The organism is Methanobrevibacter sp., assembly GCF_017409525.1.
In the GTDB taxonomy this organism is placed as follows: Archaea; Methanobacteriota; Methanobacteria; order Methanobacteriales; family Methanobacteriaceae; genus Methanocatella.
Map to the genome: position 1 here is coordinate 1 of NZ_JAFQSO010000003.1, position 15679 is coordinate 15679.

11 protein-coding genes and 2 pseudogenes are annotated in these 15679 nt (G+C 36.8%); 8 read left to right on the top strand and 5 right to left on the bottom strand.

The genetic code is table 11. From position 1 onward, the window contains the following. The 3 genes and pseudogenes from IJE64_RS00985 to IJE64_RS00995 all read left to right on the top strand — a co-directional run. A pseudogene (locus IJE64_RS00985) lies at positions 1–377 on the top strand (adhesin); the annotation flags it as partial. Positions 378–492: 115 nt separating this feature from the next. Further along, positions 493–1302, top strand: a complete 810-nt coding sequence (locus tag IJE64_RS00990; RefSeq protein WP_292780747.1) for a tetratricopeptide repeat protein — start codon at positions 493–495, stop codon at positions 1300–1302. A gap of 103 nt (positions 1303–1405) precedes the next feature. Continuing rightward, on the top strand, positions 1406–1561 hold the full coding sequence (locus tag IJE64_RS00995) for a hypothetical protein (RefSeq protein WP_292780749.1): 156 nt from the start codon (positions 1406–1408) through the stop codon (positions 1559–1561). Here IJE64_RS00995 and IJE64_RS01000 read toward each other — a convergent pair. From IJE64_RS01000 to IJE64_RS01015, 4 genes are all read right to left on the bottom strand, one after another. Further along, the gene (locus IJE64_RS01000) at positions 1554–2099 is read right to left on the bottom strand and encodes a GNAT family N-acetyltransferase (RefSeq protein WP_292780751.1); all 546 of its coding nucleotides are present in this window, start codon (positions 2097–2099) and stop codon (positions 1554–1556) included. The genes IJE64_RS00995 and IJE64_RS01000 overlap by 8 nt on opposite strands. A gap of 151 nt (positions 2100–2250) precedes the next feature. Next, positions 2251–4056 (bottom strand): ABC transporter ATP-binding protein, encoded by a 1806-nt coding sequence (locus tag IJE64_RS01005; RefSeq protein ID WP_292780753.1) that lies wholly within the window; start codon positions 4054–4056, stop codon positions 2251–2253. Further along, positions 4053–5720: an ABC transporter ATP-binding protein gene (locus IJE64_RS01010; RefSeq protein ID WP_292780756.1), complete on the bottom strand. Its 1668-nt coding sequence runs from the start codon at positions 5718–5720 to the stop codon at positions 4053–4055. Before IJE64_RS01010 ends, IJE64_RS01005 begins: the two co-directional genes overlap by 4 nt. 16 nt (positions 5721–5736) lie before the next feature. Then, positions 5737–5859: a hypothetical protein gene (locus IJE64_RS01015; RefSeq protein ID WP_292780758.1), complete on the bottom strand. Its 123-nt coding sequence runs from the start codon at positions 5857–5859 to the stop codon at positions 5737–5739. Between the two features lie 328 nt (positions 5860–6187). On the opposite strand from IJE64_RS01015, the gene IJE64_RS01020 reads away from it, so the two are divergent. Continuing rightward, on the top strand, positions 6188–7396 hold the full coding sequence (locus IJE64_RS01020; RefSeq protein ID WP_292780761.1) for an ATP-binding protein: 1209 nt from the start codon (positions 6188–6190) through the stop codon (positions 7394–7396). A 170-nt stretch (positions 7397–7566) separates the two neighbouring features. Here the strand turns inward: IJE64_RS01020 and IJE64_RS01025 are convergent, their stop codons facing one another. Beyond that, complete coding sequence (locus tag IJE64_RS01025) at positions 7567–8769, bottom strand: ATP-binding protein (protein ID WP_292780765.1); 1203 nt, start codon at positions 8767–8769, stop codon at positions 7567–7569. 153 nt (positions 8770–8922) lie between these two features. On the opposite strand from IJE64_RS01025, the gene IJE64_RS01030 reads away from it, so the two are divergent. The 4 genes and pseudogenes from IJE64_RS01030 (at position 8923) to IJE64_RS01050 (ending at position 15679) form a co-directional block, all read left to right on the top strand. After that, positions 8923–9168: a hypothetical protein gene (locus IJE64_RS01030; RefSeq protein WP_292781082.1), complete on the top strand. Its 246-nt coding sequence runs from the start codon at positions 8923–8925 to the stop codon at positions 9166–9168. Beyond that, a pseudogene (xerA, locus tag IJE64_RS10645) lies at positions 9084–9907 on the top strand (site-specific tyrosine recombinase/integron integrase). Before IJE64_RS01030 ends, xerA begins: the two are co-directional and overlap by 85 nt. A gap of 487 nt (positions 9908–10394) precedes the next feature. Then, positions 10395–12908, top strand: a complete 2514-nt coding sequence (locus IJE64_RS01045; RefSeq protein WP_292780768.1) for an Ig-like domain repeat protein — start codon at positions 10395–10397, stop codon at positions 12906–12908. Positions 12909–13168: 260 nt separating this feature from the next. After that, on the top strand, positions 13169–15679 hold the full coding sequence (locus IJE64_RS01050) for an Ig-like domain-containing protein (RefSeq protein WP_292780771.1): 2511 nt from the start codon (positions 13169–13171) through the stop codon (positions 15677–15679).

The following is a 15679-nucleotide window of genomic DNA, read 5'->3' on the forward strand; positions in this document are numbered from 1 at the left end:
CATTGGCATTCTCCTTCGGAGGAAACGACCAATACAACAGCACATTTGCTGTAGTATGTATTGACCTTGATAAGAAACCAATCACAATCAAGGCTTCTGCAAAAACCTACAAGGCTTCTGCAAAAACCAAAAAATACACAGCAACACTAAGCACAATAGCTGGTTCATCCGCTGACGGTAAAGTGCACCTCAGAACTGGATTGAAAGTTACCATGGATATAAACGGTAAATCCTACACTGGTTCTACCAACTCTAAAGGACAAGTATCATTCAATCTCCAATTGACTAAGAAAGGCACATACAATGCTAAGATTAGTTACGCTGGAGACCAAACATACAACTCCGCAAGCAAAACAGTAAAAATAACAATTAACTAGTGAGACTAACCTCTCACTAACTTTTTTTCTTTTTTTCAAAAACTATTTTTTAGAAAGCTTTTTATATCTCAACATGTAATATCATTTAGCAGTCATTGTTTTTGTGGTGTTTTTCATGAAAAAGGACAAGGCAGAAGATGATATTAAGGTTAACAGAAGAAGCACAGATAAGGTATTCTTCGAATCAAGTTTCATACAGTCAGTTTCCGATAAGATCGATTTTTTTAAAGAGGAAATTTTAAGCGACATCGATTCGCATGAGTTCAAGCGACAGTTGGATGACTTTGATTTTGATGAATTCAGCGGGCAGGCCATTGAGCGGGCCGATGACATTGTCGATGACATATCCAAATTCAAGTCTGAAATAATCAGCTCTGATGATTTGCCTGAAGACGTCAAAAGGCAATACAGAAACACCCAAATGTTTTTGAACAGGGATGAGGATTACATAAGAAGGGCAAGAAAAAAGATGGCCAGATTGAATTCAGGGGAGTTCATTGATGTATATAAGACCAATATACGAATAATCGAGCTTTGCGATAAGGCCCTTGCTGTTAGAAAAGAGAATTTTGATGCTTATTTCATCAAAGGCCAGGCACTGGTCAACATGGAAAGATACTCTGAAGCCATTGACGAGTTCGTTAATGCCCTTTCACTGAAGGATGATGTGGAAGTGTGGCTGGCAATTGGAAATGCAAACAGGCTCAACGGAGACTTCGGCGATGCGATAGATGTATATGATTCCGTTTTGAAAAGGAACGAAAAATCCGTCGAGGCCGTCAAGGGAATTGCATTCACATGCTTTGACATGGGAGATTATGCCCTCTGCGATGAGATGTTTTCAAAAGCAAACTCAATTGAATATCTGGATGAGGATTCATTTAAAGTTTGGTCTGAGTGCTTGGAGCATCTAAAGGATGATTAATATTTCTGGATTGTTAAAAAATTGTTCTATGTATGTAAAATTGAAGCCATTCATGAATAAAATTTATTAATTATGGGGAATATAATATATGATAGGTGATAAAATGGCAAAACCTATAGCTCCTACTCCTATTTTTGATGAAAAGGATGTAGATGATTTAAAAAAATATATGAAGCGGCCATTAACTCAACAAGAAAAAGAATTTAATGAGCGTGTAAAAAATGCAAAGAAAATCCCTAGATTTAATTCATCTAGGTAATTTTCACTTTTTTTATATGTTTATACATGAAAATTGATGTTGTTTCATCTCTTTGTGATTTTCTTTTTAGATTTTCGCTATTATGAATTCTTTTTTGTTTGAATGAATTCTTTAAATAAAATTTTCTTGCATTACAGTATGCATCTACTGTAATAAAACTAACGCCAACTTCTTCAGAAATTTCTTTAATTAATTCAGAAATTGAGGCTAAAATTTTATTCCCCAATCCTAAACCTTTATATTTTTCATTTACTGCTAGTCTTCCAATTTTTATGGCGGGATAGCTTTCATATTCAGATTGAATTGATTTATCAATTTGTTTACATTTAATTTTATCTGTTAATAATGACACATATCCGATTACCTCATCTTTATAAATGGCTAGATATGTCACATTCAGATTTTTTTCTTGTTGGTTGTACGCATCTTCTTTTAAAAATTCATCAAGGTCTTTAACACCACAACTAAACTTGCTTAAATCAGGGTATTTGTTTAATTTTTCATAGTGATAGTTTTCTATTAAGTCTTTATTTATCATAATATTACTTATTCTTAATAATAATTATATTTATGGTTTTTAATCAATTAATATTACCATATAATCTATTTTTTATAATTTTATCTCAATTTATAATTTTTTATAAAATATTGTAAGTATTAATAAAATAAATTTAATAGGATATTTTTGTTTAGATAATATTTCTCTTGTTCTGTGAGTTCAGGGTGTTGTAGTAATATCCCTTTTGGGACAATAGCTCATCATGTGTTCCCTGCTCTATGATTTCTCCGTTCTCGATTACAATGATCTTGTCCGCATTCTTGATGGTTGACAGCCTGTGGGCTATTATGAAGCTTGTTTTTCCTTCCATCAGTTTGTCCATCGCTTTTTGAATTAGCTTTTCTGTTCTTGTATCTACGGATGATGTTGCCTCATCGAGAATCAGTATTTCCTTTTTTGAGAGGATGGTTCTTGCGATTGTGAGGAGTTGCTTTTGTCCGTGGGAGATGTTGTCGGTATCCTCGTTGAGCTCGGTATCGTATCCTTCTGGAAGCTGCCTTATGAAATTGTCGGCATAGACCTGCCTGGCCGCTTCAATGACCTCCTCGTCTGTCGCATCCAGGTTTCCATAGCGGATGTTGTTCGCTATCGTGTCTGAAAATAGCCAGGAGTCCTGAAGGACCATTCCGACATGTGACCTGAGGGAGTGCTTGTCGAACTCGTCGATGTCGACTCCGTCAATCCTGATTGAGCCCCTGTTGGTGTCGTAGAATCTCATGAGCAGTTTCACTATTGTGGTTTTTCCCGCACCGGTCTCGCCTACAATCGCTATCTTTTCTCCTTTTTTAACGTCGAATGACAGGCCGTTTATTATCTTTTCGTTAGGCTCGTATCCGAAGCTCACATCCTCAAAGGCAATGGATTCTTTGACTTCTGTAAGCTGCCTGTCGGATGGGTTGTCTTCATCGTCAAGCTCCAGAAACTCGAATATTCTCTCGGTTGCAGCCATTGCGGTCTGCACAAGGTTCATCACTCTTGTTATCTGCTGTATAGGTCTTGTGAAGTTTTCGATGTATTGGAAAAATGCCAGTATGTCCCCGACGGCTATTGTCTTTTGCAGGGCGAATATTGCGCCGAGCACCGCTATGAGGACGTATGCGAAGTTTGAGATGAAGTTCATTGCAGGGCCTGTGAGGCTTGAGAAGAACTGGGATTTCCATTCCTGGTCATACCAGTTTTCGTTGTCGCTTTCGAACTTTTCGATTGATGAGGCTTCCTGGTTGAATGCTCGTATCATGTCATGGCCTGTGAAGGTCTCCTCAATCTGCGCGTTCAGGCTTCCCTTAAACGACAGCTGCTTTAAAAAGTAGCTCTGTGAGTGTCTTGTCACGAATATGATCATCAGGAATGTGATTGGAATCAGGATTACTATGGCCAGTGTCATCCACAGGTTGATGTAGAGCATCATTGCGACCACTCCGATGATTGTGATGACTGCCGTGAGCATCTGGAGGAATGCCTGGGTGATTCCGGTTTGAAGAGAATCCACATCGTTGGTGAGCCTTGAAAGTATGTCTCCCCTCTTGTTCTCGTCCACGTTTTCCATTGCAAGGGCGGTGATCTTGTCCATGATCTGTGACCTTAGGCTATAGCTGATTTTGGTTGAGATTCCCACCAAAAAGTAGCTTTGCAGGTATGAGAACAGAGAGCTTATGATGTAGAGGATGACCACTATGCTCAGGAGTTGAATCAGGCTGTTCAGGTCGATTGTGCCGGTGCCGTTTGCGATGTTGCTTATTCCGTTATAGATTGTTGTTGTTGCCTGGCCGATGAAAAGCGGGCTGATTATGCTGAAAAGCGTTGATATGACTGCGCAGATTACGGTCACAATCAGCTTGAGCTTGTATCTTCCAAGCAGCTTCAATATGTTTCTGATTGCCTTTCTGTTGTCTGCCGCCTTTTCTGGAGGCTTTCTTTTTGCAGGCGGAGGGCTCATGTGTTCGCCTCCATGCTGTCAATTTGGGATTTTACAATCTCGTGATATATACTGCATGAGTCATTCAGCTCATTGTGTGTACCACGGTCAATTATCTCGCCGTTGTCCATCACCAAAATCTCATCTGCATCCTGAATCGTTGAAATCCTTTGGGATACAATCAATATGGATGAACCTTCCTTGAGCTCGTGCAGGCTGTCCTTCACCTTTGCCTCGGTGTTCATGTCAAGGGCTGAAAAGCAGTCGTCAAACAGATAAAACGAGCGCTTGGCGATGATGGCCCTTGCAATCGACAGGCGCTGCTTCTGCCCGCCCGAAAAGTTGGACGCTCCCTGTGCGACCTCATCGTCTATGGATTGGATGAAGTCGACCTGCGACCTTTCAAGGGCGGTCCCGATTTCATCATCAGTGGCATCGCTTTTCCCGATAAGCATGTTTGACCTGATAGTTCCCTGAAAGAGAATGGCCTTTTGTGGAGTGAAGCTGATGAGGTCCCTCAATGATTTGAGCTTGAAGTCCCTTATGTCGGTGCCGTCGATTAGAATCTCTCCTGAGGTGGGGTCCTGAAGGCGAGGAATGAGATTGAGGATAGTCGATTTTCCGCTTCCGGTTCCTCCGATGATGGCAGTGGTCTTTCCAGCCTCGAGCTTGAAGCTGATGTCTTTGAGGGTTTGCCTTTCGCTTCCCGGATACTGGTAGCACACGTTTTTAAACTCAAGTGCCGGCCTTTCGGGGGTCGCCTCCAGGTTCCCGTCGGCTATTGTGATTTCGGTGTTGAGCACTTCGGCAACACGCCTTCCTGAGACCAGAATCCTTGGAAGAATAATCAGGAACCCTCCCATCAGGATGAATGAGGTCACAATCTGTGTCGAATACTGGATGAACGCTATGATTTCTCCCGTAAGTATGGAGGAGTTCAGTGCATCGTATGCACCGAAGTAGAGGATGGCCACAATCATGAGGTTCAAGATCAGCGTCATTGAGGGCAATATGATGAAGATGTTCCTGTAGACATACAGGTTGACGTCAAGAAAGTCCCTGTTTATGGCCTCGAACCTTTCCCTTTCGGTGTCCTGCCTTACGAATGCCTTGATTACAGGTATCCCAATCAGTATTTCCCTTGCTGTCCTGTTCATCCTGTCAATGATTTCCTGGGTGATCTTGAAGTAGGGAAGAGTTCTCAATAGCACGAAAATCAGGAGGACGGCAACCGCTATGAAAGTCACCAGGATGATCCATGAAAGGTCGGTTCCAAGCTCGAAGGCCTTGACGATTCCTCCGATTCCTAGGATAGGCGCAAAAAGAAGTGTCGTAAAAATCACGCCGATGACGCTTTGGATCTGGTTTATGTCGTTTGTGGTGCGTGTTATGAGCGATGACCTTGAAATGTCGTTCAGCTCATGGTTCGAGAACTTGAGGACCTTCCTGTAGACGACCTTTCTCAGGTCCTTCGCAAATCCTGATGAGACCCTGCTTGAGAGGTATGATATGAAAACGGCGGCAATCACGGAGATGAGCACCATCGAAAGCATAGTGATTCCTGTGTTGACTATGAAATTAACATCAGTGTTCTGTATGCCTATATCGACAATGTCTGCAGTGTATGATGGCAGGGTTAGGTTGGCGTATGCCTGAACGATGAGAAAAATCACTATCAATGTCATCTGGGGAACTTTGTTTTTAAGCGGTCTTAACAGGTTTCTCATGGCATGCCTCGATTGCTCTGTTATAGGTGGCTATTCTTTTAATCGTATTTAAATGTTGGGTATGGGGTCGGCAGGACTTGACTTCACTGGCATACATATGGTTGTCAAAAAATGATGTCTCATTCGATTTGTGTGTGGGATTATAAATATCAGTTTACATGACTTTTTATCATATCTTTTGTCGGAAAAGATGCGAGCCATAAATAGTAATACTTATATTAAATAAAGTAATACTACAATATGGATGATATGTATTGACTCCCATTATTTTGTAGATTGAACTCTACAATTTTGTTAATTTTAACAATTTTGTCTATTGTATTCTACACTTATGTTATTTTTATACTTTTTGTCGAGTATAATCTACAATATTTATATGGTTTAAAGTACAATAAATTATTAAAAGTAAAGAGGTTGTGGAAAAAATGATAAAAAGAAAATCCTATCTAAACCAGATAGAACGATTAATAGATAAGGAACCAATCAAAATCATTACAGGAGTTCGAAGAAGCGGAAAAACATACCTTTTAAAAAGCATTTGTGAAGAACTCAAAAACAGAGGAATACCTGAAGAAAACATTTTCCTGATATCTTTTGAATCAGTGAAATACAATAAAATAGAAAACTTCAAACAGCTTGATGAATGCATTGCAAAGCTGACAGAAAATACTGAAGGCAGAGTTTACCTGCTTTTTGATGAAATACAAAACGTGGAAAACTGGGAAAAAAGCATCAATGCATGCAGAGTGGACCTTGACTGTGACCTATATGTCACCGGCTCAAATTCAGAACTGCTTTCAGGAGAGATGGCAACACTCATATCCGGAAGATACTACCAAATCAACATATATCCATTCTCATTTTCCGAATTCCTCCAATACAAAAGGGAAATGGAAAATAGGGATGTAATCAACCTAAACGAACTGTTTCGGGAATACGTTGAATATGGAGGAATGCCTCCAATACAGCAGGTTGCAAGACAAGACAAATACTCCTACCTATCAGACATATACAATACCATACTCCTAAAGGACATCATAACAAGACATAACATCAGAAACACGGACATGCTCAACAGAATACTTGACTATGTCATAATGAACATGGCAAAAAACTTCTCAGCAACAAACATATCAAAATACATGAAGCATGAGGGAAGAAAAATAGCAAAGGACACAATTCTAGATTACCTATTATACTCAAAAAACGCATGTTTCATACATCAAGCCCAAAGAGAAGACATCAAAGGAAAAAAAGTATTATTGCACAACGAAAAATATTATCTGGTTGATCATGGATTCTTTCAGGCAAAATATGGGGAGATAGAAAACATAGGTTCAATTCTGGAAAACATCGTGTATATAGAACTGCTTCGCAGAGGATATGATGTAAGAATAGGAATCTTAAACGAAAAGGAGATAGATTTCGTCTGCACAAAAGACAAAGAAAAAATCTATATCCAGGTAACATACATGCTATCCGGTGATGAGACAATTGAAAGGGAGTTTTCCGCTCTTGCAAAAATCAATGATAACTTTGACAAGTATGTGCTGAGCATGGATCAAATGGACTTTTCAGGAGAAGGTCTGAAACATAGGAATATAATCGATTTTCTTCTATCCGATTATATTTAAAACCATTATTTAGCTATTTAAATTCTGTTTTCAAATCGGGATTAAATCTGCATATTTATATAGAATAACTGGTTTTATAAATATCAGTTTATAAACTTATGGAGTTTTAATATTTTAAACAATGAAATAATATCTAAGATGTGTCGATTGCATTTTTTGTTGAAAAATTTTCATATCGGGTCTGTTTCATCTGTTAGGAAATCTAATAGATTAATGTGTTTTACTCCATCTCGAGACCTATCAAACTGATCCATTGTTATTATGTATCTTGGATAATGGTCTTTGATTTTGGAAAAGGGTCTTAATTCTCTTTCAATTGTTTCATCACTTTCAAGTAAATAGCTTACCTGCACATATATAGTCTGTTTGTGTTTTCTGCAGACGAAATCTACTTCATAATCTTTTGTTTTTCCGATTGTTATTTTCCAGCCTCTTCTTAAAAACTCGAAATAAACAATGTTTTCCATAACTCTTCCTATATTGTCAATGTTTCCTTTTGCTTTTGCTTCACAAAAGCCATGGTCGGTTACATAGTATTTTTCATTGAATTTCAAGATGCCTTTGCCTTCCAAATCTTCCCTTTTTACTTTTTTTATAAAGCATGCATTTTCCAAGTATTTGAGATAGTTTGATATTGTTTTGTTTGAAATTTTAATATTCATTTCTTTTTTATAGTATTCCATAATGCTTGAAGCGGAGAATATATTGCCTATATTGTCAAAAATGAAAGTTGTCAGTCTTTCGAGAATGCCGATGTCCCTTATTTGATATCTTTTAACGATGTCCTTGTAAAAAATTGAGTTGAACAAATCATCCAAGTATTCTATTTTTTGTGTTTCGTCAAGCATGAATGTTTGGGGCATTCCTCCATATTGGAGATATTCGTTAAACATCTCTAAGCTGCTTGATTTTTGATGGAAGTTAAGGAATTCCTGATATGAAAATGGATACATTTTTATTTCGAAATATCTTCCGGTTAAATGGGTTGCCAATTCTCCAGACAGTAAATTTGAGTTGGATCCTGTGATGTAAATGTCACAGTCATAATCTATTTTATATCCTGCAATGGAGCGTTCCCATTTTTTAACGTTTTGGATTTCATCAAAAAATAGATATACTTTTCCTTTTTTATTTTTGATTGATTTTTCAACAATTTTGTCTAATTCATTATTATTTTTGATGTTTTTATATTTTTTACTATCAAAATTAATGATTATGATGTTATGCTCTTTTACTCCTCTTTTAAGGAGTTCTTCTTTAATTAGCCCCAACATATAGGACTTTCCACATCTTCTAATGCCTGTAATCACTTTGATTAATTCATTATCAATTAATGGGATAATTTGTTTCATGTATAAATCTCTTTGAACCATAATTATATTATATTTTTTCAGGTATATAATACTAACTTTTTAAATTTTTTAATATTTTAGTTGTATATTACTAACTTTTTTCATCATGTCTTGAAGTTAGGTTTATGGGAATAATTTTGCAGTTATAAAAAGATATTCGTATATGGGATTTTAATGAAAAATGATTTGATTAATAATATAAAAGCTAAAATGGTGCCTTTTTTAAATGAAGTTCAACTTGAAGAGCTTGATATGAATCTTAAAATAATCTTAAATGATTTTGAAGTGTTTAAAAAAGATAAACATGATGAACAAAAGAAAATCATGAATTGCTGTTGTCTTTTCTTTCAGCCAAAGAGATTGAAGGCTGCTCTCAAAAAACAATTACTTATTATAAGAATACAATTATGGGCATGCTGAATTCAATCAATTCCAGAATTGAAGATATAACTACTGATGATTTAAGAAAATATCTCTCTGACTATAAAAATGAAAGCAATGCATCCAAATCAACAATCGATAATATCCGACGGGTTCTGTCCAGCTTTTTCAGCTGGCTTGAAGATGAAAATTATATTTTAAAAAATCCGGTTAGAAGAATTCACAGGATTAAAACTAGAAGGGTAGTAAAAGAGGTTTTAAGCGATGAGAATTTCGAAGTCTTGAGGGACAACTGTGCCAACATCAGGGATTTGGCAATGATTGAACTTTTGGCATCAACCGGTATGCGTGTAGGCGAACTTGTAACCCTAAATATCGATGACGTTTTATTTAGTGAAAGGGAATGTGTAGTATTAGGCAAAGGCGACTCGGAACGTATAGTATACTTTGACGCAAAAACAAAAATTCACCTCCAAAAATACCTGGAGTCCAGAAATGACACCAATCCCGCACTCTTTGTGTCATTAAGAAAACCTCACGACCGGCTTGGAATCGCTGGAGTAGAAAAAAAATGCGCCAACTTGGTCATGAAACCCATATCAAAAAAGTGCATCCCCACAAGTTCAGAAGAACAATGGCAACCAATGCAATCGACAAAGGAATGCCGATAGAACAAGTTCAAAGGCTATTGGGCCATGTGCAGATTGACACCACCATGCAATATGCCATGGTCAATCAGAATAATGTGAAAATATCCCACAGAAAATATATAGGATGACAATTTGAGTGAATATTAATGTTGACGGGGGAGATGGTTGAATTATTAATCAGACAATGTTTCTTTCTAATAGTTATAAGTTAAAAAATCTATAATGTTTGAAATTCATCTCTTCCATCATTTTCATGAAAAAATCGATAGGATTATTAATATCAGTTTACCGTCGCTCCCGCCCATATTGTCACTTTCAAAAACTTGTGTGATTTGAATTTTCACTAGTTTTTGAGTATCAAATTTTTTCGTTCTATTTTTTCTTATTTTTTAATTTAAAAGCAGTAAAATTAATATATGAAGTGGAGCTAATATATTAATATGTCCAATATCAAAACAAAAGCTCCATATGAATATATGGAGCCAATAGAATTTAAACTTTTCGATTTTGTACCAGAGTTTTCTGAATTCCGTCAATCTGATGATCTTTCCCGATTTGGCTGTGAAAATATTGAGGATAATCTCATCAGATTAGAAAAAAGAGGTAAAATCCATTTTGAGAATAGAATTACTATTTATCCTCCCAAACAGTGAGGAAATTAGTGCCAATTATGGTGGTAATGGAACTTGGTGGGCAGTACATAAATTTGATGATTACGGAGTCTATGAAGTAAATGCATCATATACTGGATTGGATAATGTAACTGTCAACAATGGAACAATTACAATAAATAAACCTGATTCAACAATAATGTTGGATGATATTACTTTGAATTTTGGTGAAAGCAAGAATGTTACTGTAACAACTACTGGCGCTACTGAAATTACTGCCAGTATCAATGGAACAGATGTCACTGTTATAAATAATTATACTATTCCAATTTCAGGTTTGGCTGTTGGCAACTACACTTTAAATGTAACAACAGTGCCGGATGGTGATCATAACTCTGTATCTAAAGAAGTAAAAATCATCGTATATAAGGCAACTGCTGAAATTACAGTTGACTCTGCAACTATGGACATAAAAGTGCTTGATGAAGTTCTTTCAGGGGCTACCTTGACTCCTGCAGATGCAGGCAACTTAACCTACAAATCAAACAATGAAACAGTTGTTATAGTTAAAGATGGTAAAATTAAAGCTCTTGCTAAAGGTACTGCCACAATCACAGTTTCATTTGCAGGCAATGAAAATTATACAGCCACTAAAAATAAAACCATCAGTGTTACTGTCACTTTAAAAGATGCAATCATCAGCGTAAATAACTCTACTTTGAATTTATTTGTAGATGATAATTTTACTGTTGTTGCTAGTACAAATCCTGATGGTTTGAATGTTACTTTCGTTCAGGATGATTCTGGTGTTTACATTGTTGATGAAAATGGCAATATCACTGCTTTAAGGGAGGGTACTGGAAACATTCTTGTTAAAGTTGGCGGCGACGGAGTTTACGCTGAAAATTCAACCACAGTTGCTGTAACTGTAAGTAAAATACCTGCTGAAATTACATTAACTAATACAACTCTTGATTTAAAAGTCGGTGATGAAGTTAAAGTCAATGCTACTTTAACTCCTAGTGAAGCTGGGGAGTTAGATTTCACATCCAGTGATGTGAGTGTTGTTACTGTTAACGGTATTGGGGAACTTACTGCGGTTGGTGAAGGTATTGCTAATATTACTGTAAGATTCTTAGGTGATGACAAGTATGTTGCTTCAAATGCTACAGTTGCTGTTACAGTAAATAAACAGGACACTAATGTAAATGTTTCAATACCTGAAAACATTACTGTCGGTGATAATTCAACTATTGATGTAGTATTGCCTAGTGATGCTATGGGTGATGTTACTGTTAAGGTTGATGGTGAAGTTGTTGATAGTGTAGCGGTAAAAGATGGAAGTGTGGATGTTACAATTCCTTCCTTGAGTGCTGGTAATCATACTGTTGAGATTTCATATTCTGGTGATGGAAAATATAATCCGGTAAATGAAACTAAAGAAATAACTGTTTACAAAAAGGATACTCTTCCTGAAATTATTATTCCTTCTGACATTGCATTTGGAGATAATGCTACTGTTGATGTCAAGCTGCCAAGTGATGCAGAAGGAAACGTAACTTTAACAGTTGATGGTAAAATTATAGACACAGTAACAGTAACAAACGGAACTGCAAGTGTCAAGTTACCTGAATTAAATGTAGGTAATCATACTGTAGAAATAGCTTACTCCGGTGATGACAAATACAAATCTGCTTCAAAAAACACTACAGTTAATATAGCTAAGGATTCCACAAAGTTAACTGCAGATGATGTGACTGCAACATATAAAGTCGACAAATACCTTGTAATCACATTAACTGACAGTAAAGGCAATCCATTGACTAATGCCACTGTAACTGTTGAGTTAAGTGTAGCTAAAAACTACACCACTGATGAAAATGGTCAGGTCAAAGTTAAAGTCAGCAATATGCTTCCAAAAACATACACTGCAAAAATATCATTCGCTGGCAATGGCAACTATCTTGGATGTGATGATGATGTCAAGGTTGTAGTTAAAAAGGCAACTCCTAAAATAACTGCCAATGCAAAAACCTTCAAGACAACTACAAAAACCAAAAAGTACACAATAACCTTAAAGGACAATGATGGTAAAGCAATCAAGAAGGGTACAGTCTATTTGAAAGTTGGAGGCAAAACATATAAAGCAACTACCAACTCCCAAGGTAATGCTACCTTCAAGATAACCAAGCTCAACAATAAGGGGACATATAAGGCCACAGTAACCTATAAAGGAAACAAGTACTACAACAAAGAGACCAAAAAGGTAACAATTAAGGTCAAGTCTGTGTGGAAAACAGTTTCCAAAGGAAGCAAAGAATCTGCAATAGTCAAAAAGATCCAACGTGCTTTGAAAAACCATGGATATTATCTTGAATACAATGATCGTTACCTGATGGTTGACGGCATCTATTGGGATTATACTGAAATGGCTGTCAAGGAGTTCCAATATGACAAGGTCCTTAAAGTCACAGGAAAAGTTGATGAAAAGACTGCCAAAAAGCTTGGAATAATTTAAATTTTAATGTAGATGCAACTTTGCATCTATCTCTATTTTTTTATATTTTCGTATATACATTCATCATCTGGAATAAGTCTGTTTTTATAAGTCATCCTGTTTGCTTACAGGATTGCTTAATTATTTTCATAGTTGTTGATGTATCTAATTGTATAATTGATCATGAAATTAATAATTTGTATGGTTCATCCACACCATATATTTTAATATAATGTTGTGCATAAATATATATCAATTAATAAAAAAATTTGGGGAAAAACATGTTTAACAAGAAAATAATTTTTATATTAACAATCATCCTTGTTTTGTTGTTTGCTGTTTCTGCTGTAAGTGCAGCAGATAATACCACAAGTGATGTTGTTAGTGTAGATGAAACAACTGAAGATGTTATTAGCATTGAAGAAAATCAAGTAATTGAACAAACGGATAATGATGATGTAATTGGTGTTAATGATGCCGGAACATTCACGGCACTGCAAAAGAAGATTAACAGTGCTTCTGAAGGTTCTACAATAACTTTGGAAAATGATTATAATTATGATGATGGATTCAGCACTGACGGAATCACAATCACCAAGAGCATCACCATCGACGGAAACGGCCACACTATAAACGGGCTTTCTAAATCAAAAATTTTCAAGCTGACTTACGGTGAAAAAAACTTTGGTCGTACCGATAGTTTCCAGCTCACAGTGAAAAACGTGATTTTTCTAAACGGCAATGGTGGTGAATATGGGGGAGCCATCCAGTCCACTAGGAGCACTTTCTACGGTGAACGCGTTACCGATATCTATTCGTATTCATGGGGCATGGACATAAGCAACTGTATTTTTACAGGCAACAAGGCAAAATGGGGAGGCGCAATAGACCATACAGGCAGCGGTGATGTTATAATCACCAATTCAACCTTTACAAGCAATGAAGCATCCTATGGTGGGGCGACAAGAGGTGGTAATTTTCATATTACAAATTGTGTTTTCATATCAAATAATGCAACCGACGGTGGTGCCGTAAGCAGCGGAAGCGAACTTGAATTGAATGGCTGTTCCTTTTTATACAATGAAGCAAGCGACAGGGGAGGTGCTGCCATTGGGGGCGTAAATGCCGTAAACTGCATATTCACATCAAACACAGCAAAAAGCGGAGGCGCAGTCTGGTCAAGCCAAGAGCAAAGCATAAGTGGCTGCGAGTTTACATCCAACCATGCATCAAGCAAGGGAGGTGCAGTCTATTTCGACAGTACAGGTAGGTCAGGTTCTTCAACCACTTATTACACCAACCTGATTGAAGATTCAACATTCAAAAGTAACACTGCAGAAAGCGACGGAGGAGCTATATATGCAATTGCAGGTACAATTGGCGGAAAAAGATATGGAGGCTATGCCGAAAGATGCATCTTTTCAAACAACAAGGGCGAGGATGATGATGGGGTGTACGGAACAGTCACAGTTGACTGCATATTTAAAGCCAATATTGTAATTGATGCAGCTGATTTAACAAAATATTATGGAAGTTCTGAAAAATTCACTATTAGACTAACTAAAGATAATAAGGCTTTATCAAATGTAGATGTTAAAATCACAGTCAATGGAAAAACTTCAACCGTTACTACAGATTCCAATGGTCGGGCTAGCTTGGATTTGAATTTGCCTGTCGGAACTCATAATGTCCTAACAGAATATGGAAGTGATTCAACAACATCCAATGTCACTGTAAAATCAACTGTTACAGCTAATGATGCAAGTGGCACCTTTTCAAATTCCAAAGTCACTGCAACATTTTTAAACACCGCAGGTAAAGCGTTAGCTTCCAGACAGGTCACCTTTAAAATAGGAACCGCATCATACTCTGCAACAACCAACTCCAACGGTGTTGCTTCTGCAAATATTCCATTGGGCGTGGGCACATACACTGTAACTGCTGTTAATCCTGCAAACAATGAGCAAAAAACATTTAAACTAACAATTTCAAAAGCGGATTCAAAAATTGCATTAACATCAACTCAAAGCAATGGTGTTACTACTTTAACTGCTACATTGACACCAACAACCGCCAGTGGCAATGTCGTTTTCAATGTCAACGGTGAAAATAAGAATGCTGTAATCAGCAATGGAAAAGCCATATTAACACTTAAGGATTTAGAACCTGGCAATTACATTGTAACTGCTAGCTATAATGGGGATAATAACTTGAAGGCATCCACATCAAATGCTGTAACCTTCAATGTTGCTGAGGTTTATCCTATTTTAACTGCAAAGAATCTTACCAAAACTTATGGCACTAGCAATAAATTTGTTGTTAATTTAATTGACAGCAAGGGAAATGCAATAGCAAATGCGATCGTTAATGTCAACATTAATAATAAGGTTACACCAATCACAACTGGTATCGATGGTAAGGCTACAATGCCTATTACTTTAGCGCCTGCAACATATACTGCAGCAATAACATATGGAAATGATGCAACAACCGCTAAAATCGTAGTTAAAAAAGCAACTCCGAAAATGACTGCATCTGCTAAAACATATAAAGTTAAAGCAGCCAAAAAATATACAGTTACTTTAAAGGACAATCAAAACAAAGTAATGAAGAATACCAAAGTTACTTTACAAGTTAATGGCAAAACATACTCTGCTAAAACCAATACTAAAGGTATTGCTACATTCACTTTGAAATTGACTAAAAAAGGTAAATTTACAGCTACTATAAAATATGCGGGCAGTAAATACTACAATGCAAAAACAGTAAAACCTAAGATAACCGTTAAGTAG

Coding starts and splice junctions, on each gene's coding strand:
- IJE64_RS01020 (WP_292780761.1), top strand. CDS start 6,188: ATGATAAAAAGAAAATCCTATCTAAACCAGATAGAACGATTAATAGAT.
- IJE64_RS01050 (WP_292780771.1), top strand. CDS start 13,169: ATGTTTAACAAGAAAATAATTTTTATATTAACAATCATCCTTGTTTTG.
- IJE64_RS01025 (WP_292780765.1), bottom strand. CDS start 8,769: ATGGTTCAAAGAGATTTATACATGAAACAAATTATCCCATTAATTGAT.
- IJE64_RS01030 (WP_292781082.1), top strand. CDS start 8,923: ATGAAAAATGATTTGATTAATAATATAAAAGCTAAAATGGTGCCTTTT.
- IJE64_RS01015 (WP_292780758.1), bottom strand. CDS start 5,859: ATGTATGCCAGTGAAGTCAAGTCCTGCCGACCCCATACCCAACATTTA.
- IJE64_RS01005 (WP_292780753.1), bottom strand. CDS start 4,056: ATGAGCCCTCCGCCTGCAAAAAGAAAGCCTCCAGAAAAGGCGGCAGAC.
- IJE64_RS00990 (WP_292780747.1), top strand. CDS start 493: ATGAAAAAGGACAAGGCAGAAGATGATATTAAGGTTAACAGAAGAAGC.
- IJE64_RS01010 (WP_292780756.1), bottom strand. CDS start 5,720: ATGACATTGATAGTGATTTTTCTCATCGTTCAGGCATACGCCAACCTA.
- IJE64_RS00995 (WP_292780749.1), top strand. CDS start 1,406: ATGGCAAAACCTATAGCTCCTACTCCTATTTTTGATGAAAAGGATGTA.
- IJE64_RS01000 (WP_292780751.1), bottom strand. CDS start 2,099: ATGATAAATAAAGACTTAATAGAAAACTATCACTATGAAAAATTAAAC.